General features: G+C 42.5%; 16 protein-coding genes. 10 read left to right on the top strand and 6 right to left on the bottom strand.

Features of this window, described 5'->3' with window-relative positions:
• The first annotated feature begins 9 nt into the window (after window positions 1-9).
• From HF974_10505 to HF974_10480, 6 genes are all read left to right on the top strand, one after another.
• Window positions 10-1,263: an ABC transporter permease gene (locus HF974_10505; protein MBC2698737.1), complete on the top strand. Its 1,254-nt coding sequence runs from the start codon at window positions 10-12 to the stop codon at window positions 1,261-1,263.
• A gap of 21 nt (window positions 1,264-1,284) precedes the next feature.
• Window positions 1,285-1,953: an ABC transporter ATP-binding protein gene (locus HF974_10500; GenBank protein ID MBC2698736.1), complete on the top strand. Its 669-nt coding sequence runs from the start codon at window positions 1,285-1,287 to the stop codon at window positions 1,951-1,953.
• Window positions 1,911-2,837 carry a hypothetical protein gene (locus HF974_10495; protein ID MBC2698735.1) on the top strand — a complete coding sequence of 309 codons (927 nt, stop codon included), beginning with the start codon at window positions 1,911-1,913 and terminating at the stop codon, window positions 2,835-2,837. Before HF974_10500 ends, HF974_10495 begins: the two co-directional genes overlap by 43 nt.
• The gene (locus HF974_10490; GenBank protein MBC2698734.1) at window positions 2,834-4,042 is read left to right on the top strand and encodes an ABC transporter permease; all 1,209 of its coding nucleotides are present in this window, start codon (window positions 2,834-2,836) and stop codon (window positions 4,040-4,042) included. The genes HF974_10495 and HF974_10490 overlap by 4 nt, the downstream gene beginning before the upstream one ends.
• Before the next feature lie 31 nt (window positions 4,043-4,073).
• Window positions 4,074-4,781, top strand: a complete 708-nt coding sequence (locus tag HF974_10485) for a YIP1 family protein (protein MBC2698733.1) — start codon at window positions 4,074-4,076, stop codon at window positions 4,779-4,781.
• Window positions 4,782-4,855: 74 nt separating this feature from the next.
• Window positions 4,856-5,518: a YIP1 family protein gene (locus HF974_10480; GenBank protein MBC2698732.1), complete on the top strand. Its 663-nt coding sequence runs from the start codon at window positions 4,856-4,858 to the stop codon at window positions 5,516-5,518.
• Window positions 5,519-6,356: 838 nt separating this feature from the next.
• Here HF974_10480 and HF974_10475 read toward each other — a convergent pair.
• Together HF974_10475 and HF974_10470 are read right to left on the bottom strand one after the other, a co-directional pair.
• Window positions 6,357-6,812, bottom strand: a complete 456-nt coding sequence (locus HF974_10475) for a deoxyribonucleoside 5'-monophosphate N-glycosidase (protein ID MBC2698731.1) — start codon at window positions 6,810-6,812, stop codon at window positions 6,357-6,359.
• On the bottom strand, window positions 6,812-9,349 hold the full coding sequence (locus HF974_10470) for a U32 family peptidase (GenBank protein MBC2698730.1): 2,538 nt from the start codon (window positions 9,347-9,349) through the stop codon (window positions 6,812-6,814). The genes HF974_10475 and HF974_10470 overlap by 1 nt, the downstream gene beginning before the upstream one ends.
• A 144-nt stretch (window positions 9,350-9,493) precedes the next feature.
• On the opposite strand from HF974_10470, the gene HF974_10465 reads away from it, so the two are divergent.
• Entirely contained in the window at window positions 9,494-10,651 is a 1,158-nt protein-coding gene (locus HF974_10465) for an NADP oxidoreductase (GenBank protein ID MBC2698729.1), read from the top strand.
• A gap of 4 nt (window positions 10,652-10,655) precedes the next feature.
• Here HF974_10465 and HF974_10460 read toward each other — a convergent pair whose 3' ends face one another.
• Window positions 10,656-10,985 carry a hypothetical protein gene (locus HF974_10460; GenBank protein MBC2698728.1) on the bottom strand — a complete coding sequence of 110 codons (330 nt, stop codon included), beginning with the start codon at window positions 10,983-10,985 and terminating at the stop codon, window positions 10,656-10,658.
• Between the two features lie 154 nt (window positions 10,986-11,139).
• On the opposite strand from HF974_10460, the gene prf1 reads away from it, so the two are divergent.
• Window positions 11,140-12,387 (top strand): peptide chain release factor 1, encoded by a 1,248-nt coding sequence (gene prf1 / locus HF974_10455; GenBank protein MBC2698727.1) that lies wholly within the window; start codon window positions 11,140-11,142, stop codon window positions 12,385-12,387.
• A 181-nt stretch (window positions 12,388-12,568) separates the two neighbouring features.
• On the opposite strand, the gene HF974_10450 is transcribed toward prf1, so the two are convergent.
• Window positions 12,569-18,598 carry a PGF-pre-PGF domain-containing protein gene (locus tag HF974_10450; protein ID MBC2698726.1) on the bottom strand — a complete coding sequence of 2,010 codons (6,030 nt, stop codon included), beginning with the start codon at window positions 18,596-18,598 and terminating at the stop codon, window positions 12,569-12,571.
• Between the two features lie 336 nt (window positions 18,599-18,934).
• Here HF974_10450 and HF974_10445 point away from each other — a divergent pair, with 336 nt between their 5' ends.
• Window positions 18,935-19,714 (top strand): TPD domain-containing protein, encoded by a 780-nt coding sequence (locus tag HF974_10445; GenBank protein ID MBC2698725.1) that lies wholly within the window; start codon window positions 18,935-18,937, stop codon window positions 19,712-19,714.
• A 99-nt stretch (window positions 19,715-19,813) separates the two neighbouring features.
• Here HF974_10445 and HF974_10440 read toward each other — a convergent pair whose 3' ends face one another.
• Together HF974_10440 and HF974_10435 are read right to left on the bottom strand one after the other, a co-directional pair.
• On the bottom strand, window positions 19,814-20,296 hold the full coding sequence (locus HF974_10440; protein ID MBC2698724.1) for a hypothetical protein: 483 nt from the start codon (window positions 20,294-20,296) through the stop codon (window positions 19,814-19,816).
• Window position 20,297: 1 nt separating this feature from the next.
• The gene (locus HF974_10435) at window positions 20,298-21,197 is read right to left on the bottom strand and encodes a fructose-1,6-bisphosphatase (GenBank protein ID MBC2698723.1); all 900 of its coding nucleotides are present in this window, start codon (window positions 21,195-21,197) and stop codon (window positions 20,298-20,300) included.
• Window positions 21,198-21,569: 372 nt separating this feature from the next.
• On the opposite strand from HF974_10435, the gene HF974_10430 reads away from it, so the two are divergent.
• On the top strand, window positions 21,570-22,082 hold the full coding sequence (locus tag HF974_10430; protein ID MBC2698722.1) for a hypothetical protein: 513 nt from the start codon (window positions 21,570-21,572) through the stop codon (window positions 22,080-22,082).
• Window positions 22,083-22,087 lie beyond the last annotated feature (5 nt).

Raw genomic sequence — 22,087 nt, 5'->3', positions numbered from 1 at the left:
AAATCCATAATGATAGCAAAATACGAGTTCCTGAAAACAGTAAAACGAAAAGAATTCATACTGATGACATTAGGCTTCCCGCTTTTTTTTATCCTCATTATGTTAGTTCCCTTACTACTGGCAGGCACATCATCACCTGAAGATCTGAACCTGGGTTACATTGACAAAACAAATTCATTTGAATTTCCTGATGAGATCACAGTAAGAGGATCAATGATCTTTTCAAATGAAATACCGGGAGTAACAAATAACAAGGAATTAGATGGCACGAATAATGAAAAATATCCAATTATAAAATTCACACAATACTCAGATGTTGCATCTGCCAAACAGGACCTTGGATCAGGAACATTATCAGGATACCTGATCATCCCTGAAGATTACATTAAGACCGGAATTGTCGAATCTTATGTGATAGGAAAATTAACAGACATTCCTCAAAAAGAACTTTCTGAATTGATGGTAAACAACTTGCTTAAGGATAAGGTGGATGAAGAAACCTTGCAGCGGGTCAAGGATCCTATAACATTTAAACGATTTTCTATTGAAACCACAGGTGAAGTCAGTGAAAAAGGACTATCCGATCTGCTGGAAGATTTTGCACTTCCATATTTAACCGGTATACTACTGTTAATTTCAATTTTTACTTCTTCCGGATATTTACTGCAAAGTGTAGCAGAGGAAAAAGAGAGCCGGATAATCGAGATACTGTTATCCTCAGTAACTCCAATTGAAATGCTCACAGGAAAGATCATCGGACTGGGATCGGTAGGACTGTTGCAGATAGCGATCTGGCTGTCAGTGGGTTTTGCCGGATTGATATATGTTTTTGCCTTATCTATCAATCCCTTTTTATTGATCCTGTCTTTGGCATATTTCATACTCGGATTTTTGTTATTTGCCAGTATGATGGGTGCTGTGGGAGCAATAAGCGGTTCTATGCGTGAAAGCCAGCAGCTCATTCCAATTTTCACTTTCCCGGCTATAGCACCCATATTTTTCATGCAGGTATTGATCACCGAACCAGAGGGTACGTTATCAATGTTCTTTTCCATGTTCCCGCTGACATCTCCTGTTGCCATGCTTATACGTATGGGCGTTTCTGATGTACCGCTCTACCAGATAGCAGTAAGCTTAATTATTTTAATAGTGTCTGTCTATTTCGTAATAATAATCTCTGCCAGGTTGTTCAGGGTAGGACTGCTGATGTATGGAAAACGGCCTGCTATAGGCGAAATAGTCCGGTACATGAAAACAGGTTAGAGGTAATAATCGAGGTAAAAAATGGAAGATGTACTATCCACACAAGACGTCGATAAAACCTATCACCTTGGTAAACTTGCAGTCCCGGTACTTAAAGATATAAACATCTCTATTAAGCGCGGCGAGTTCGTTGCCATAATGGGTCCATCCGGCAGCGGCAAGACCACACTAATGAACCTGATCGGTCTGCTTGACAGGCCCACCCATGGCAAGTTCTTCATTGACGGCGTGGATACCTCAGCCCTTTCTGACATGGAACTTGCCAGGATACGAGGCAAAAAGATCGGTTTTGTGTTCCAGACCTTCAACCTCATAGCCAGGTTCGATGCCCTGAAAAACGTGGAACTGCCTATGATATACCAGGATATACCAAAGGCAAAGCGAAAGGCCAGGGCCATAGAACTCCTGGAACAACTAAAACTGGAGGACCGCATGAAACACAAGCCTCCCGAACTCTCAGGAGGACAGCGGCAGAGGATCGCCATAGCCAGGGCAATGGTCAACAGGCCCGACATCATCCTGGCAGATGAACCCACAGGCAATCTTGATTCCAGGACAGGTGAAGAGATCATGGATATTTTTAAAAAACTTAATTTAAATGGTATAACAATTGTAATGGTCACTCATGAACAGGATATTGCAGATACATGCCACCGGATAATAAGGATAAGGGACGGTACGATAGTATGAAAATAACAAGGATAATCGGATGTTTATTAATATTGATAATGGTACAGGTCTCAGTTGCCGATACTGACATCACTGTCCGGCCATCTGTAATGGTGGATTACTCAGTGGACCCGGCATATCTTATGCCAGGGGATGAGGGTACAGTGACGGTCACACTGAATAATGCAGCAAAGGATTATTCCTATTCTGTATTTGTGGATAACAGGACCAAAGAAGTCTTCGACCTTTCAGCCCAGGTACTAGACGCTTCGTTATCAGGAGATAGTCATATCCAGGTTACAAGCAATTCCTATTATGATGTGGGACTGCTCGGACCGGGTGACACTATAGAATTTGCATATTCGATCAAGGTAAGCGAGGATGCCCCCGATAGTATCCGTTTTTTAGATTTTGTTTTCATTGGAGGAGGGGATATGTATGATGTTAAATGGAAGATTCCTGTAACCATCGATACTTCAGGGATAAAATTAATAAATTCTGAGGTCGGCAGGAACTCGGATTTTATTGTCCTGGATATTGCAAATGTAAGACCAAACACAGTAAAAGCAGTGACCATTGTTCCTGTAACAGATAATGTAGAGTTCCGGCCTGCCCAGTATTTCATAGGCACAATGGATTCTGATGAGATGTTCACTATCCAGTTCGATATCGAGCCTGAAGACGGTGTTGAACAGATGGGGGTCAAGGCAGTATTCAAGAACGGCAACAATTGGCACGAATCTGATATCCAGACCATTAATGTGAACAACTCAAAGCCCCTGATCATTGTGGATAAGGATTCAAATCCCTGGCTGGTGTTCGGAATAGTGGGCAGCATGATTGCGGTAATAATAATTTTCTTTGTCGTGATGCGAAAGCGAAGAAGTTCCAGAGAAGAAATATGAAATTCTACGATGCCCTGGAATTTGTATTCCTGAGCTTTAGTGGTGAGAAGTTCAAGACCGTAATGTCAAGTCTTGGCATTATCATAGGAGTGGCAGCTATCGTGGTCATGCTCTCTGTGGGCGAAGGATTGGTAACCGGGGTTTCCTCTGCTTTTGGTGATATGGACCTGAACATGGTGCAGGTCATACCTGGAGGTTTCGAGCCTGCCGGCACTGGCAGACCCATGAAGAATGCAGTACTGGATGACAGGGATGTTTCCTTGCTGGAAGGTGTAATAGGTGTTGAGAGTGTCTCTCCGCGCCGTTCTACCGGGGCCCTTATGGAGTTTCGTAGTGATGAACGAAGTGTGGGTGTCGTTGCCATAACACCATCAAAAGAATCAAAGATATCCGATACTATCGAGGCTGGAAGGTTCCTAAGTGATTCGGACCGCAGCAGTATGGTGCTGGGATATGATATTGCCAATAAGATGTTTGATATGAAGATCAACCCCGGGTCACATATTATACTTACGAACAGCCTGACCAATACCAGTATTGATTATAAGGTGGTGGGTATCCTTGAGGATGTGGAACAGATGTCCTTGCTTGGAGGCAGTAGCAATTCCCAGATATATATTACCCACCCGAGCATGAAGAATCTACTCGACATTCAAGAGTATTCATTTTCATCGATCAATGTCTGGGTAAAAGACCAGGATATGATTGCTGAAACTATTGAACGGATGGACAAAAGTCTCCAGAGGACCCACAGGAATGAAAAATATACTATCTTTGACCAGAGCGGGTTTCTGGAAAGTCTAACAGAATTGCTCACCCAAATAAAATACGGACTGGGCGGCATAGGTGCTGTGGCCCTTGCAGTGGGTGGCATAGGTATTATAAATGTGATGATGCTTACTGTTACTGAACGGATCAAGGAGATAGGTGTCATGAAAGCAGTGGGTGCTAATAAAGGTGATATCAGGACATTGTTCCTGATCGAATCCGGCATACTGGGTCTGGTCAGCGGCCTTATCGGGGTTTCCCTAGGAGGGGGCCTGGCATACCTGATATCTGTACTGGGCAACTTCCCCAGCACTGTGACCCTGACATCGATATTGATAGGTCTGGCCTTCGGGGTGATCACATCCGTGGTAGCAGGTGTGTACCCTGCATCAAGGGCGGCACGGCTGGACCCTGTGGAAGCACTGAGGGCTGAATGATGAATATGATCATAAATAGCGTATTATGGGAGTGAAAAGAATGAACCTGATAGGTAGGATTACCGGGATAATAACAAATCCCAGGGAAACAGTTCAAGACATATCTGAAAATTCACATATTGAAGATGCAGTACTAATCATAGGAATATTTGCAATATTATCTGCAATTTTTGGATATATGAGTCAGAACATAATTATTTATGAATTTATTGGTATGGACCAGGGTGATCCGGGAGCTTCTAGTTATTCGGCAGCTTCCGGTTCTTCGGTGTTCACTATTATTATTGGATTTATTAGTGTAATTATAGGATGGATAATTGTATCGGGGATAGTGCATCTTTTTTCAATTGCATTAGGCGGGGAAGGTTCGTTCAAAAAGGTGCTTATGATCAATAGTTATGCAAATATTCCTTTGTTGTTAGGTACAGTTGTCAATTTGATACTGATTTCATTAATGAGTCCGAAAAACCTTGTCTTTGACTTTTCAACAGTAAGTTCACCTTTCAGTATAATGTTCGACATGGTGGAAATAAGCACGAGAGCACTTATGTCTGATCCATATTATCAGGTTATTTATGTCATCACTATCGTGGCGAATTTGTGGACCATCGGTCTGGTAATTCTGGGTATTAAATTCATACATGATTTAAGTATAAACAGAGCTCTGATTGCAGTATCAATACTAATATTGCTCTTCATTGTGGGGAATGGACCTACATTGTATTTTATGTTTAGCTAGAAAATAAATCCTGATGCCCAAAACAATGCATGTTTATTGGTATATTGTAGACAATGAATTTAGGAGGGAAAAGAATGAACCTGATGGAAAGAATTACCGGGATGATCACACGTCCCAAAGAAACGATAGACGATATATCTGAAAATCCTTACATAGAAGAAGCGGTCCTTATTGTTGGAATAACTGCGGTATTTTATGCAATTTCTGCATACCTGATGCAAAGCAAGATTATCTATGATTATGGTGATATGGATGTCGGTGGTATGGAAACATTGAAATTGATAACCACGGTGACGCCTATTATTTTTGCATTGATAGGCGTATTTGTTATGTGGGTTATTGCTGCAGGTATCGTCCATTTGATATCGGTGGCACTGGGTGGGGAAGGTAAGTTCATCCAGATGCTGGTGGTGTATGGCTATGCTTATATTCCTTATATAATCAGTACGGTTGTAGGAATTATATTAATGAACTTTGTTGACCCGATCACTATTACTATTTCATCTACCGGGGCTTCTAACAATTATATGGCTGATTTTATGTCCGACCCATTATACCAGGCTTCCCTGGTTTCTGGTACTTTATTGAAATTGTGGAGCATCGGCCTGGTATTTTTAGGGGTCAGGCACATCCATGATCTAAGTGGCAACAAGGCTTTGATCGCTGTGGCTTTACCATTGTTGTCCTTGTTATTCGGGATTGTAATGACATTGTTATCAAGTTCGTTAATGGGATAAATCGAGCAAGTGTTTGGCGCCGTAAAGAGCGAGTCTTGTATAACGCATGTTTAATGGAATACAATAAAGGGATCATTATTTTAAAAAGGAAAACTGCAAACCAATTATCACAAAAAGATTTTTATTTTCAAAGATAGGGATGTCATCACCACGATGAAAATTATTATGAAGGTTGATATATATTTCCATCGGAAATACAGGGCATGTCTCAATTTTTGATGTAAGTCCAGGATAAACCGTTTCTCAAACAATTATACCTGCAATCCAGTGACCATAAGGCCAAAAACAATAACTACTAAACTATTACCACCAAATAAGGATTTCATTTTCAAAGATGGAAATATCATCATTATGATGGAAATAATTATAAAACACAATATATATCTCCATCGGAAATAGAGGGGCAGCCGCAATTATTAATGTAAGTTCATGACAAATCATGTCTCAAATAATTATACCTGCAATCCAGTGACCATAAGTCCACAAACGATAACGATTAAGCCATTATCACAACATGATTTTATTTCCAATGATGAAAATTTCACCATTGCGATGAAAATTAGTATAAAGTTGAATATATATTTCCAATGGAAATAAAGGGCCTGTCTCAATTATTAATGTAAGTTCATGATGAAACCTGTAACTAAATAATTATACTTGTAACGAAGAGATCACAAGTCAAAAAAACGATAACTATTAAGCTATTATCATCAAACAAGGATTCCATTTTCAAAGATAAAAAATGTCATGATGATGCAAATTAATATATTAATATACATTTCTACTTGAAATCATGGACAAGTCTGAATATTTAATGACAGTTCATGGTACAATCCCATTATCCAGTGTTTTCCACTTTTTTCGATACATGCCCACCTGACTCCACCGACCCCACAAACCCCTGCACAATCTGACGCAGTTCATCCGGATCAGTATAACTCTGCACCACTACCCCCTTATTCCCCAGCACCATTGCAGATACATTTGAGTCCCGTTCATACACACACAAAACAGGCTTTTCCAGGCCCACAGCATAGCATATCTCGTATCCGACACCGATAGAATGTACGCTCACCTCTGCCACCAGGCAGTCGCACTGCTGTATGCCCCCCACATCCCTCATAAATATCTCTTGCTCGCTCATCTCCCTCTCATCATCAAACACCGTCTCCCTGGCCACATGTTCACTCAGCACCTCCACACCAGCCGATAGCATCACATCTGCCATTAACCTGTAGGTTTCTACCAATCTGCGCCCACCCCGTATTGAACCTGACAGGAATACCCGGTTCATTACTGCACACCCCTGAAATAATGGCCAGTGGTCAGGTTACCCGGGAACATCATCTTCAGCCTGGACAGATAGACACTTTCATCATACTGTGCCGGATTTTTCAAGTACGTGTCAATAGCCTGGGAGTATAACATTGTGACCTCTCCCACCTGTTTTGCATCATAGAACATTCCTTCTATCCTCAAAGATCTCACTCCAGCTTTTATAATACCAGGTATACTGTCTATCAGACCCAGTTCCTTTGAATTGTATATATGTGTCCTGCACTGGTTGTCATGTCTCACAGGGAATACAAATCCTTTTTTATCCCTGATACTACACCCAGTAACCCCACCCGCAGTACTCCCAGGCTGGCATGGTCTGGTGACCTGTTCAGTTGTCATGCTCCCCTTAACTTCACCATTAACTTCAATTTGACTATCGCACCCCTTTCCGATTGGAATATTGCACCTCTTGATTCCGCCGATCAGGCAGTGTTCGGATACCATCAACTGCACACTTCCCTGGACCAGGCATTCAATATCATAACCAACAGAGATTCTGGCAATCTCATCCAGGGTCAGTTCAGGAGATACGGTAATGCTGCACGCTCCCAGCCCGGTTAAAAAGTCCAGTCCCTGTGTATTGAATACATTAGCAGGGTAATCTACCGCCAGCGGTAGGTCATACATCTCCTTTAACCAGGATATCTGGTCAGGCCCGGCTGCCAGTATGCCGTCAACACCATGGAGTTTGTCCAATGTTCGTGTGATTAGAGTCATTTCTTTATTCTTCACAATATCAGGCAAGCGGATGAATACAGCTATACCTGCCCGGTGCGCCTCTTCAATGGCAGTATTGGTCGCAGGCTCGTTTCCTGTAATGCCCTCAATATCAACGTACACCCTGGCAGCCCCGCCTAAAACTGCAGCATAAACCCCGTCCGGGCCTGCCACCCGGACTGATAATACCGGCCTGTGGTCCTTAACATCAGGTGGATGAGGTGTTATAAGCCCAATCGAACCACATACCCGGCGGTACCCTGCAAGTCGCAGCCGGCTGATTTCTTCGATCGCCTCGCGCCTTGCCGAATTGATCATGGATAGTGGAATGAAAATATCATCATCCATCCGTATATTGATTGCTTCTGCCTGGAAATTTGTATCTCCCAGTTTACTGACCTGTTTCTCAAGTGCCAGCTCACCCAGCGGCTGCTGCCTTGCAGAAGAGATCAGATTCTCTGACATTGATATCCCAGTGTTCCCATGATAGTCACTCATCCGGACCAATAGTGGATGACCTTTTATTGCTTCAACCTGAACAGTGACAGGAACCTTTCGTTGAACTGATCGGTATGTCTTTCTTGCTGAGGCGACCAGTGTCGAATCAAATGTCTTGAACACGGGTGTGCCTGAGGCAATGGCAGAACCGTAGGGAAAAGTAACAACTTCCCCAGCCTTTGCACTCTGAACCTTATGCCATCCCATCCACAGCAAGCGTATTGAAGTGCCTTTGTCACCAGCCATTATGCCATCACCCACATTGATGGTGGCATCCAGTTTCACGCTGATTGTCCTCCGTCCCGGATTGCTACCGGTAACGTGCCCCAGCAGGATACCCCTGTTACCTGGAGTATCCATACTCATAAGCTTTCTTCCTGGGTCGCCGTTGAGATAGCCTTCAGTAAAATCCCTGTTGAATATGACCTCAAGTCGCCTCATCTCATCCGGCGTGGCCCCGGCCGTTGGATCAGTGGAAAACCGGTCCAGGATGTCACGATAGGTCCTGGTAACCACTGCCACATATTCGGGACGCTTCATGCGACCTTCGATCTTGATGGAATCCACTCCGGCATTTATAAGGTCCGGGAGGCGGGATGATAGGTTCAGGTCCCTCGGGCTTAGCAGGTATTTACTACTCATTGTACTCCTTATCCTGTTCCCTTCAAGTGAATATTCCTTCCTGCATGGCTGGGCGCAGTATCCCCTGTTTCCACTCCTCCCACCAATAAAACTGCTCATAAGGCACCTGCCTGAATAGCATATACACATTGCACCATGTACGAACACCTCAAGCTGGATATCGGTGGCCGAGCGTATGGTGTTTATCTCTTCAATATCCAGTTCCCTGGCAAGTACTGCCCGTTTTACACCCATTGATCCCAGCAGTTTTGTGCCTGCACTATTGTGGATACTCATCTGGGTACTTACATGAATCGGCAGCTTTGGCAGGTGTTCATTTAATATATTCAGGATTCCCGGATCCTGGATTATTACTGCATCAGCCCCGTGGTTGCACAGTTGTTCCAGATATTGGACGACATCTTCAATTTCCTGCTCTTTCACCAGTGTGTTCACTGTGATATATGCCAAAACATCCCGCTTGTGTGCAAAATCGATAGCTTCCAATAGCTTGTCCCGGTTAAAATTATCAGCATGTCCCCTGGCACTGAATTCATTTGAACCAAGGTAAACAGCATCGGCTCCATTCTCTACTGCCGCTTTTAAGGACTCAGGACTACCTGCAGGGGATAACAGTTCAGGAATAGTGTGCTTCATTGGAATTCAATAAACAATAGATTCGGATAAATACCTACTCTATGGCTACTCCGGGACTTGGTGGAATGATAACTTATGCCCCCTCTCTCCACACCGTTAATAATATTACCTATTGCCGCAGATTTAATCAAGGAAGAAACAAATATGCCCATTGATCCAATATGTAAGCGGGAAGTACCTTTGGATACTCCATATACCTCTGGTCACGAAGGAAGAACCTACTATTTCCATGACCCTGAATGCAAGAAAAAATTCGATGACATGAGAAAGAACATCGTCAGGGTCAAACGCAGTCTGAAGGATAAACACAAGATATCTTTCGGCCGGCTGCGCAAGGATATAATTAAACCCGGAATCTGTGCTGCCTGCGGTGCCTGTGCAGCAAGCTGCCCGTCAATTATCATGGAGGGCGAGAAACCCAAGCTGATCGGTCCCTGTACGGCATGCGGTATCTGCTATAACCAGTGCCCCCGTACCATTACTACTGAGGAGGGACTAGTTGGCAGTATGAGGCATCCTTATGCGGCCCGGTCAGCCTTGAAAGGGGTCAGGGGACAGGATGGGGGAGTAGTCACATCACTGCTGGCTTATCTACTGGAGGAGGGATTGATCGATTGTGCAATAGTCACAGTAAAATCCGAAGATGACCCCTGGAGACCTGTACCTGTTATTGCCACCACCCACGACGAATTAATGGAGTCTGCAGGCAGTATCTACGCCCACAGCATGACCATACAGGCCCTGATGAATGCTGTACAGCAGGGTATGCGAAGTATCGCTTTTGTAGGACCACCATGCAATATTGATGCGGTCTATAAGATAGACAAGAGCCCTTACGGTTTGCTGCATATGTTCATGCGTGCCAATATCCTTCCCCTGGGACTATTCTGCATGGATACGTTCTCACACGAGGGTATTGAAGAGTTTGTGGCATCCAGGCACTTGGAACTGAAAGACATTGAAAGTATGAAGATATGGCGTGGGAAGATCGAACTGGGGAAAGGGGGTGAGACCTTTGTTTACGATCTTAGTGAACTGGACCCATACAGGAGTTCTTCATGTAAATACTGCACAGACCTCACCGGCAGGCATGCAGCGATCAGTTTTGGTGGTGTAGGTACTCCTGATGGATGGACCACGGTATTTACAAGGTCAGGACGCGGGTATGAGATATTCAATGAGGCAGTGGAGATGGGTTATATCGAATCCAGGGACCTGGAAGAAAAGGAGATGGTAAGGGTGTTGAACCTTGCCAGAATGAAGAAGGTACAGAAATACGGTCTTATACGCAGGGAAAAATGAACAACTAACCCATTATTCCAAGGAAATCCTTAAGGGCTGCTAACCTGTGGGGTACCCTTTCATCAATTACCTCAAAAAAGGTATACATATCCTCATCCAGTCCCCTGATATCCTCCTGTGCCTTGAGTGCCAGGTCTACCAGGTATTCCAGTTCGTCGTCTGTGAGCCGCAGCAATCGCTCCTTGAAATCCTCCTCTGATCGGGCCAACCTGTGGGATACCGGGCGCAAAAGAAATAGGTACTGGTGTCCCTGCGGGGAAGTGATGTTACCCTGCAGTTCAGGGGCCAGCTTGTTGAATATATCGATATCTTCTTGTGTGAATTCCCTTGCCATACAGTGGTCTGGGTTTTTATTGCAAATATCAGTTTCCCTCCATAATGTGTAAGGGGAACATTTTTCTGTAAAGTTTTTAGACAGCCTGTTTACAAGAAAATATATAGACGATGCACTGTATCTACAATTGTCTTAGCAGGAGATATTAACATATATGGCAGAATCAGATGCTCATAAACGATATGAATTCAAACGTCAGCTTGAAGAACTGCGGTCAAAGAAAGGCAGGGGTACAGAACTTATTTCCCTGTACATCCCGCAGGATAAGCAAATATCTGACGTAGTAGCCCAGCTCAGGGATGAACACGGCCAGGCAGCCAACATCAAGTCAAAAATCACCAAGACCAATGTCCAGAGTGCACTTGAGAGCCTGATGTCAAGGTTAAGGTACTTCCCCCGCTCTCCCGTGAGGGGTGTGATCCTGTTCACCGGAGCTGTAGATATAGGGGGCAACAAGACCGACCTGCAGAGTTTTAGTGTGGAGCCGCCCGAACCCCTTATCTCATACAAATATCATTGCGATTCGGCTTTCTACCTTGAACCTCTTGAAGATATGCTGACAGATAAAATGACCTATGGCCTGCTGGTGCTGGACCGACGTGAGGCTACTGTCGGGCTGCTTAAGGGCAAGCATATAGAGACCAGGGACCACATGACCTCATCAGTTCCGGGTAAACAGCGAAAGGGCGGTCAAAGTGCCCACAGGTTCCAGCAGTTACGCCTTATCGCTATCCATGATTTCTACAAACGGATAGGTGATGCTGCCAGCAAAGTATTCATGACAGTTGACCATAAGAACCTGGAGGCTGTGCTGATAGGTGGTCCTTCGCCTACCAAGGAGGAGTTCAACGACGGTGAATTCCTGCACCATGAACTGGAAAAGAAAATACTGGGCCTGTTTGATGTTTCTTATACTGACGAGAGCGGTTTGTTTGAACTGGTGGACAATGCTGCTGATGCCCTGATAAACCTGGATGTTATCAAGGAAAAGAAGTACATGGAACGCTTCCTTAAGGAACTTGTAGGGGATAAAGGACTGGCAGCATATGGCGAGGAAGAGGTCAGGCAAAACCTCCGGATGGGGTCTGTGGAAGTGCTGCTGATGTCTGAGGACCTGCGAAGGGAGCGGATTAATACCCAGTGCACCCAGTGTGGTGATGTGGATGCTGTGACCATGACCCGAAGAGCTGGTGAAGATTTGCCTGAACTGGCTCGATGCAAGAAATGCGGTGCAGCGGCCAAGGCCACTGGTTCTGTGGATGTGGTAGATGAACTCTCTACGCTTGCGGACCAGATGAGTACGCAGATAGTGTTTATTTCCACTGATTTTGAAGAGGGTGCCCAGTTAATGAATGCCTTCGGGGGAATGGCAGCTATTTTGAGGTACAAGACAAGTGTTTAAGTACCAGTTATTTCATTCACAGAGTGAAATTAGATAGAAAGTATAGCAAATAGAGATATTGTTGTTACAAAGGTTATGAAAAACAAAATGAGATTCTGAAGACACTTGACTTATGCGCTTAAAAAAGCAAAGGTTAGGATATACATCCAATAAATTCAAAATAGGGCTGATGCAGCCCTATTTAGTTCTTTTTGTGCAATAGTCTCATTGCAATCAACAAGACCGACAAGCCAACAAATAGACTGAAACCAGGAATCCCTGTCTTCTCAGTTGGTGTTGGGGCTGAGGTTTTATCTGCTGTTATTGTAGGTTCTGCAATAATAACTTCATCTCCGGTTTCTTCCATAGTCTTCTTACCTGTTACAGCAAATGGCGAGAATCCTGGCGTTTCAGCTTCAAATAGCAAGCTATTGGCATCCTCAGCAATCTTTCTGGTCACTAGCTTGTTCCAGTTATTATCGCTGTAATGATAGAGTGCGATTGTGGTCTCATCAATATCGTTGTCAGTGACCCATGACTTCTCGATAATGAAACTGACAGTAGTACCGAACACATTCTTCTCTGTTGCCCAGCCGTAGTTCCCGACCCATATGTTTAGGTTTTTAAATACTTCATCCGGTGGTGGGGCACTCACCAAAGAAGAGGTATGGTTAAGTATCTCAACTTTAGCAGCTACTGTTCCAGCGCTATTCAGGGCTGTGAAATTGATATACTTGACTATGTTGCCTTCCAGATCGAAAATAAATGAGACGCTGGAGTTCTTGAATACGCTCTGCCTGTCGGTTTCTGATAGGATAATGTTATAGAAATCTTCTCCAGAGGAACCGCCTCCTCCGCCACTGCTACCGCCTCCGCTACCATCGCCGTTGCCATCTTCAGTGGGTTCAGATATTGGAAGTGCTACCAGAGCGAACATACTGAGATGATTTACTTTTGCCCATACATAACCAGGATTCGCTCCTGATATTTTCAATTGACCGTTGTCAATAACCCAATCAGGATTGTCTTTTAATAACTTTGTCCAATTTTGACTGGTATCATTATACCAGTATATGTACAAGTTATTCTCATCCAGTTCTCCGGTCTCTATGATGCCATCGCCATCAAGGTCCAGGTCGCTTGTTGTATAATATAGGTTTAGTGTAACACTTAGAACTTCTGACTTATTAGTGACATTAAGCCCGGTCACGTTTATTTCAACGATTTTTCCTAATGCCATCTCACCATATACAGCAAAAACTGAATTACTGAGATTATTTATCTGGGTCTCATTTGTTATAGCGGTTACTGTGAAAGTTACATTAGATGTATTAACATTTGAAACAAATTCTATTGTTGTATTTATTTCATTTTGAGCGTCAATTGTTACTGGTACACCTTTTGTGACATCCGTCTGGTTAATCAGTGAATTGTTCCTGACAAATACTGTTATATTTGTACTATTTGACTTTTCTGCCTTGTCAACTGCAACAAGTTCTAATGTGTTAAACTGATCAGGTGCAAATTCTACACGTTTACTAAACTCACCATCTGTGATGTTTAGATTATAGGAGTTTACAGTTTCACCTTTTTCATTTTTTACTTTCAATTGGGCAGAATTTAGGTTATTATCTCTGACTTCTACTCGGACCATATTCTCAAAGAATTTTAAGTTTGAACCATTTCCAGGCTCTGCAATGTTTACTTCAGGTTGTGTGTTGTCGATTGTGACATTAATTAAGGTTATATTTGAATTGAATGTGTTATCTGCAACAGTCAACCTGATCATGTAGTCATCGTCTTCCAGATTAGTTGTATTCCATATAGCAAGTGTTCCATCAGATACAGGCTGGGTTGAGTTTTTTATCTCTATCCAGGCACTTGATGTGTTCTTCCTTTCTAATGTATAATTCTTGAAATTCGTATCATTCGCCGTTCCGATAATATTGATTGTCCCACTGATATATGCTCCATCTTCTGGTTGTGTTATAATTGCCAGTACTTCTATAATCTCCCGGAATGGGTAGAAACGAACGGCACTGCCGTCGTCGGCGACCTTGAACTTGATATCACCCATTATGTTTATGGTATCACCATGGGAAAGATTGAAACTATCCTTGTTTTTCAATATAATTGAAGATGAAGAAAATGATGTTACTTCCATGATACCGTGGGTATCCCCTTTTTTTACTGTGGTAAAATTATCAGATATCTGGAATATACCGTATATGAGTGAGGAATTCGTTTCATTGCTACCGGATACTTTGTCAATATGAGCTACTATAATAGGTATATCAGTCCCATTCACATCTACCTCATAGATGTAGGTGTCTCCTTCACCGGCGATATCAGTGGTAATTTCTTCCCCGTCCTTCAGTAGGGCAAGCATTAACGCACCACCGTCGCGGCTGATCTCATCGATCCTGAGACTATATCCTTCCTCTAACGTAAGGGAGTTACCGACATATATGGTGTGGTTTTTATCCTCGTCGATAAGTATTTTGGATAGCTTGCCTTCCTTGATGAGGCTCCTATCGCTGGAGACAAATGAATTGGACTCGTAGCCTGCAAAATATGTATACCCCATAAACCCGATGGACTGGAATGTATTCCATCCGTCACCGTTATGTTCGAAGTTCTTTGAGATGGGGCTTGTCATATATGACAGGTTATTTTCCCCTATTGATCGGTCACCAGAGCTATCTCTTTTGATGTGTAATATCTCATCACCTTCTCCGGTGTCGATATCATAGAGCAGCCCCTCAAAGTTGAAGGGTGTCCACTCAAATTCGATTTCTTCTGTTACCATACCCCTTAGTTCATAAGTGCCGGGTTTTGACATATCAACATAGGGTGCAAAACGTAGTGTATTTGAATCAGCTACTATGATATTGATCTTGCCCATGAGGTTGAAATCATCTCCTTTGCCCAGACTTACGGTATTGTCATTTTCCATTTCAATGCCGGTTGAGTCTGCGCTCTTGATCTCCATCAAGCCGAACTCATCCCCAGTACTGACATCGATATATTTATCAGAAATCTGGAAGATACCCTCGATCACAACGGTGCTGGTCTCTGTTCCTACATATACACTATCGAAGTAGATAGCAATGATAGGCATATCCCTGACACCTCCCATGTCTTTTTCATAGACAAAGGTGTCATCTTCTTCGACTATATCTTCAACCACCTTTTCGTCGTTCTTGAACAATGCCACCATCACAGCATCGCCGCCTGAACTGAATTCAGCGCCTGAACTGAATTCAGCGATCCTGAAATTATACCCTTCTTCCAGTTCCAGGGATGTACCCGAACTTAGATTGTATTTCTTATCCGTATCCATCAGGACCTTGCTGAGTTGTCTCTCGTCCAGCAGGCTGTCGCTGGATGAAGCGAAATTGGTATCGTCGGTGTAGCCTGCAAAGTAGCGGTCTGCCATGAAGCCGATGACTTCGTAGGTCTTCCAGATGTCCTGCTCGAAATCTATAGATATGGGGGATGTCTCGTATATGATGTCGCCCCTGCCAAGCGACCTGTCAATGTCTTCAATGGTAAGGGTCTCTCCTCCTATGTCATTGTCAAGGTCATAGTAGAAGCCGCTGAAACTTTTGGGAGTCCAGGTGTAGGTATCAGACATGTCAGCGTCTTCATCCCAGATGCGGTTGCCTGAGTAGTAAGTAGGTGGAGTGGTATCAACTGGTTGAGCCCATGGCTCTATTAGTGGATATATATCCCATACTCCTGCACTAATATTGTAAGGAGTGTCACCGATACCGTCATAGTCTGCATCTGAACCTGTATAATCACTCCAGTAATTGCCCATGTAATTAATAAAAGTAGAATCGTTATATTGATAGTATATAGGGTCACTTGAATTCCATAAATTAGTTGATACATAAGAATAACCATTATCGCTATTATTTATGAAATTGTTAATATAGATATGATTGTAATTAGAATTTTGAAGCTTGATACCCTCGGAGTTGTTTATGACATTGTTATCTGTAATTGAGTTATAATTACTGTAATCTTCTAGGTGTATACCATAATTGTTGTCTGTAATATTATTATTTATAAGCGTATTATTAATTGAAAAAACCAATGATATGCCCCGCCCAACGTCCTGAAGGTTATTATTACAAATGATATTTGATGATGAAGTACCTATATGGATCCCTTCATCATTGTTAAACCTGAAATGTTGTAATTCTAATAATTCAGTATTCTTGTACAATATTAATGTTCCATTTTCTTCTGAATATTGATAAATATCTACTAATTTAATAAGTTCAGAGTACTTACCAAAAAAAACAGTTTCAAGCGTTGTGGAGATGATCTCCTCGCTGTCCAGATAGTATGAATAATCCTCCCCTTGTTGAAGAATTATTTCATCTACCATTGTATTATTTTTATATAATCGCATCCAGACTTTCGTTCCATCTACATCTATATCAACTGGAATTATAGTATAGTTTCCATAAAGTATTGAGTTCTCATTAAGATTTTCAATCAGTTCGGTATTATCAGAATATATGCTCCAGTTGGCGTTCACAAGTAACTGTGTCCCGTTCTCCTCACAGTACTGGGTGATATTAGTAAGAATTAATAGGTCAAGATATCTCCCGCTAAAAATGGTATCTATATATGCATTGAAAATCTTGATACTGTTGTTATAAAATTGGTATACCTCATTTTGAGCAATTATTTGGTCATCAACCAGTATGCCGTTCTTTTCCATCCTCACCCATACAAGCGGATTGGAATAAGTGCTTGAATCAATATCCATAAAGGTAATTGAGTAGTTCTCATCTAACTCCCTGGTATCTCTTTCCAGATACTCGAATATGTACATATGGGACTCATTTTGAATTAGTCTGTCATTTTCATCTGTTTCATTATATTGAGATATATTTAAAATAGTAGCAAGGTCTGCATCTCGTCCGTCGAATATTATTCCCACAGTCAAATCTAATATTTTCGAGCCGTTATAAAAGGTAATATTATCTCCAGAACATACAAATTGATCTTCAATAGTGGCCCCATCTTTCATTAACCTGAGCCAAAGCTGGGGAATATAATTATTTGTTTTAATGTCCATTGTGGCCTCTATAAACTGCTGTGAACCAGGTGTTATAGGAGGTGGTGCCATGCGGTATTTATCTTCGATATCGATATCCATGGCAGTTAATATGTAATTCTGTTCAAGAATCCATTCTGTCTCCCTTGCATTTCCAACGAAGTAAAGATAAACAGCATCACTCAATAATATATCAGCGGGATTGTTCTCTGAATATTGATGCACATGAGACAGCTTGACAAGATAGATTCCACCTTCGCCACTAAAAACAGCCTCAATATCTGCTTTTAATAATAAATTTCCATTTTTGTAATATGTATAATTCTCACTAACATTTATTATATCGTAATCTATAACAGAATTATTTTTTAAAAGAAACAGCATTGTCTTGCGCTGATCGCCAACCGTCTGAATATCAATCACATTTAAAGAATAATTCTCTTTAAGTTCTCTGCTAATACCCCCACCAGTAGGCATGAATCTACCACTTGGTCCTGGTACGAGTAATGCAGACTCATTATCAACAATTTTCGTACTATTATCAATTTCAGAAAACTGGTTTACATTGCTTATTTCGATGAAATTTTTTGAGTTGCCCAATAATATTTCATCCAATTTAAAACTCAATAATGCTCCATAGTTATATATCTCACCGATTTGTATAACTTCGTTGTCTACTTCATTTCCATTTTTGGATAATGATATCCATGCTTTTTTTCCATCTACATCCACTTCCAGCAATGTTAAACTGTAATTCTCTTTGAGAAATTCCTGGGTGTAGCCTATGATTGCCGGAAAGCCCTCGGTGAATGGAGGTTTCGTTCCATTCTGGACAGTAAATCCTTGAATAGTGCTGTTATTAACAGAAATCAATTTTATTATCCCACCCATCCCACTGCCGTCTATGATTGTGGTTTCTTTATTTTCACCAAGCAGGGTTAAATTATATTCCCGAATTAATAATAAATGCTCATAATAAGTTCCATTTTGTACAAGGATGGTATCTCCGCTATTGGCAACATCAATAGCCTCCTGTATGCTCGTATAATCCTCTTCCCCGTTATCATTAACAGTGATAGTCGTTGCACTTGCGATTCCAGTCTGAATAACCAGAGCCATTACTGCATATAACAGAAGCCTGCTTTTATGAACCATAAATCTCCCACCAGTTTTACTTATTAATTATGATATATTGTAAATATATTATAAATATCCATATAATTTTTCAAACAGTGGATATGGAATACATATTATAAAAAGTTTATGTTTTTAATTTTTTTGAAGTGACAATAAATATTTGGTGTTGTTTATCACATCTTATATATACAATTCTTAGTATTCATTATACCAGCAATTATTACCCACTGCCGGTCTAGTCGGTTGAAATAAACCGTTTTGAAAATAAACAAAGATACAAAATAGGATTATTTACAACAATAACCTTAATCAGATAACATACATAATACCTATAAATCTACCAAGTCGAATAAAATGATTAAAAAAACATACCAGAGGCTCTTTGAGGAAGTGGAATCCCAAGAGGATATTGGCAGGATATCAAAGAAGTACTCCTTAAATCCGGGTGCGGTCGCTAATATACTTCACCAGAAGACTGTAAGGAATGTGAGGAAATACCACAGCCGTATAGTTAATAAAGCTCCCGCCCTGGCCAGGTCATGGAAACGGGGAGACACCATACTAAAACTTGCCAGCAAAAATAATTTCCCGCCAGTGCTCCTGGCATCTATCATGCTTAAAGAAATGGGTTATAAGAGCAAAACGGTGGTAAAAAACCCTGACGTGCTTGAAGATAAACGGTTAAGATACGAACTGATAAAGGCAATTGAAGTGGATTTCTGTTTCTCGCCCCGGGCCCATTCAGTGCAGAGTGGCCAGGGCAGGATGGGTGAGGATCTGATACATGAATGGCTTGAGCACTGTGACCTGGAATTTATCACAGAATCTGATATGAGCAAGGAACCTAACACCAAGACTCCTGATTTCCTGCTTTCTGAGCCTTATAAGGTTGATGGGATCGATGTAATGTGGATTGAAAGCAAGGCTGTGTTCGCTGATGAGAAAGAGCATAACAGGTACCAGTTAAAACAGTTCAGTTTCTATGAGGACCTGTACGGCCCGGGAATGGTGGTTTACTGGTATGGTTTTCTTGATACCCTTGTCCCGAACAATTACTTGATAACGGACTATACATTCTTTGAAGTTATGGGTTATGATGTGGACAAGTTAATTAATCGCACATTAACTTGGTAGTTGGGCTGGTGCAGGAAAGACCATTTCACATGCATTGATGCATCCGATGCTGTTATATTTTCTCCTGATATTCTCCGTATTTCTCTATATATCTTCCCATTATCTGAAAGTCCCGCGGCCGGATATGCCGCCTACAATCTCTTCAAGTTCAAAGTCCGGACTTTCCGGGACACTTGCCCTGAATATATACACATTAAATCCCGATCTCCTGGCATCAGCAATAGCATTTTGCTGCTGCCTGTTCAGGTCGGACTGCAGGGTTTTTACAATGCATAGGGACCTCTGGTCATTGATCTTAAGCAGGAAATCGAACATATCCGGGCAGGTCTGCAGCAGGCTGGCCAGAACGGTCAGTTTATCCCACCTGCTGGACAGGTGGAAGCTCTTTTCTGCCGAATTTTCAACATACCAGTCACGGCTCATATACGGATACCTGGAATACTGTTCGTTTATGACTTCTACCGCACCTATGATCTTGCTTCCTGATAACCTGAGGTCAGTAAATTTCCAGCCCTGTTCAGTAAAATACCTCTGTGCCATTATATGCCCGATCTGTTCAATGTCCTCTGCCAGGAGATTCATGCTATGTTCCAGACCCTTTTACAAGTGATTCGATCAAAGCGATCTCCCGTTTCCCGCCTACATATATAGGTGTGCGGTCCGAGACAGAGGAGGGTTTTACATCCAGCAGGTTACCCCTTCCATTGGATATGGCACCTCCTGCTTCGCTCACCATTTTACCCATGGGCGTTCCCTCAAACAGCAGCCTGAGTTTTCCCGAATCCTTGCCTGCAAATGCGGGGTAGGTAAACAAACCCCCTTTGTGCAGTATTAGGTGTACATCTGCTACAAATGACCCTGAGAACCTCAGTTTGTAACCTTCGGATTCAAGCTGCTCGATGAACTGCTTATGGTAGGGCAGGTAATCCTTGCGTAAAGCTCCGGGAGCGTATATCTTGCCATCAGGGATGGTCAGGTTCTCCTGCATCAATGTGAAGCGGCCGTCCTCACCCATGACGAACTCATGCACTCCGCTGCCCGTGGTATAGGTCAGTGTAGTAAGCGGTCCGTACAGGATGTACAGGGCACCCACCATGGTATTGCCCGGCTCCAGCACATGGCCCGGGTAAAGGCCCACGATCGTGCCAACTGCCAGGTTCACGTCTATGAGGGATGAACCGTCCAGTGGGTCAATGGTCACCCCGAACTGGTTAATCGCACCATCCACCTCAATGATATCGGGCTGTTCTTCTGTGGCGATCCACCTGACAAGTCTTGATTCCCTGAGGGCATCTATCAATACCTCATCAGCCCATTTATCAAGGGCCATCTGTGTTTCACCGTAGACGTTCTTTGTATCGGCTGCCCCTCTTGCGCTTAGAAAGCCTTCTTTGATAACCCCGGCCTGCTCACTGAACAGCATGATCAGCTGCGATAGTTTCTCATCTGTTCCTTTTTCTTTTAAAAAATTATTAAGTTCCATATTTCTATAACCTCCCTGCTCCATTGTCTGTTTTACTTTTAATAAAACTAAGGAAGATATTGGGCATAATTGATTATAGCCATTTCGGTAAATAAACATAATCAGTTGAAAGTGCAAAACCGGTATCATCAGTTGAAAGTGTAAAGCAGGTCTCATCGGTTAAAAGTGTAAAGCAGGTCTCATCGGTTGAAAGTGTAAAGCAGGTATTATCGGTTAAAAGTGTAAAGCATGTAGATAGATCCATGTAATACAACCACACACCGGGTGCAATCTTGTGTATCTGACCAGATCTGCCCCTGATATTTATATTCAGATTAATATATTAACATATATTAGCAATTGTCATATAAGATAACGAGATTTTACACTCGTGTGTGGATTAATAGTGAAGATGGAGCTGATGCGCTCCCTATGCGATTTACAGCAGCAGCTGTGCTTATGGGAATCATAGTGGCATTATCTGCAACTGCACTGGCAGACCTTACGAAGGATGCCCAGGTTAAGCGGTTTTCTGCAGACCTGTCTGCACTTGAGGCCAGGGCATCTGCCATATACCAGCAGGGCGGTGCCAGGGATATTTCAGATCCGGCCGATAATACCGGCACCATGGAAATAATCCGGTTCAAAGTACCGGAAGGGATAGAACTGATTGTATTCGGTGCTATGCCGCCGCAGGATGGGACTATTCCTATGTTGACCAGCCCCGACGAGAGAAATATCATCTATTATACCACGTACCAGGGAGTTACCAAAACCGTGCCGTCAAAGGCAAAGTATGCCGCAGTCCCTGACCTGGACGGGCCGGTAGTACTGGTCCCTGGTTCCTATGAATTTACCATTGAACTGGTAAAAAACGGCAACGGTACATATATTACATTATATTGAGGAGA

Source organism: ANME-2 cluster archaeon, assembly GCA_014237145.1.
Lineage (GTDB): Archaea > Halobacteriota > Methanosarcinia > Methanosarcinales > Methanocomedenaceae > Methanocomedens_A.
The sequence above is the reverse complement of the archived record's forward strand: the minus strand, read 5'-3'. Positions and strand labels throughout refer to the sequence as shown.

What these genes read in the sequence shown, in the direction of transcription:
- HF974_10465 (MBC2698729.1), top strand. Translation starts at nt 9,494, where the DNA reads ATGCCCATTGATCCAATATGTAAGCGGGAAGTACCTTTGGATACTCCA.
- HF974_10450 (MBC2698726.1), bottom strand. Translation starts at nt 18,598, where the DNA reads ATGGTTCATAAAAGCAGGCTTCTGTTATATGCAGTAATGGCTCTGGTT.
- HF974_10505 (MBC2698737.1), top strand. Translation starts at nt 10, where the DNA reads ATGATAGCAAAATACGAGTTCCTGAAAACAGTAAAACGAAAAGAATTC.
- HF974_10475 (MBC2698731.1), bottom strand. Translation starts at nt 6,812, where the DNA reads ATGAACCGGGTATTCCTGTCAGGTTCAATACGGGGTGGGCGCAGATTG.
- prf1 (MBC2698727.1), top strand. Translation starts at nt 11,140, where the DNA reads ATGGCAGAATCAGATGCTCATAAACGATATGAATTCAAACGTCAGCTT.
- HF974_10435 (MBC2698723.1), bottom strand. Translation starts at nt 21,197, where the DNA reads ATGGAACTTAATAATTTTTTAAAAGAAAAAGGAACAGATGAGAAACTA.
- HF974_10470 (MBC2698730.1), bottom strand. Translation starts at nt 9,349, where the DNA reads ATGAAGCACACTATTCCTGAACTGTTATCCCCTGCAGGTAGTCCTGAG.
- HF974_10445 (MBC2698725.1), top strand. Translation starts at nt 18,935, where the DNA reads ATGATTAAAAAAACATACCAGAGGCTCTTTGAGGAAGTGGAATCCCAA.
- HF974_10480 (MBC2698732.1), top strand. Translation starts at nt 4,856, where the DNA reads ATGAACCTGATGGAAAGAATTACCGGGATGATCACACGTCCCAAAGAA.
- HF974_10440 (MBC2698724.1), bottom strand. Translation starts at nt 20,296, where the DNA reads ATGAATCTCCTGGCAGAGGACATTGAACAGATCGGGCATATAATGGCA.
- HF974_10460 (MBC2698728.1), bottom strand. Translation starts at nt 10,985, where the DNA reads ATGGCAAGGGAATTCACACAAGAAGATATCGATATATTCAACAAGCTG.
- HF974_10490 (MBC2698734.1), top strand. Translation starts at nt 2,834, where the DNA reads ATGAAATTCTACGATGCCCTGGAATTTGTATTCCTGAGCTTTAGTGGT.
- HF974_10500 (MBC2698736.1), top strand. Translation starts at nt 1,285, where the DNA reads ATGGAAGATGTACTATCCACACAAGACGTCGATAAAACCTATCACCTT.
- HF974_10495 (MBC2698735.1), top strand. Translation starts at nt 1,911, where the DNA reads ATGCCACCGGATAATAAGGATAAGGGACGGTACGATAGTATGAAAATA.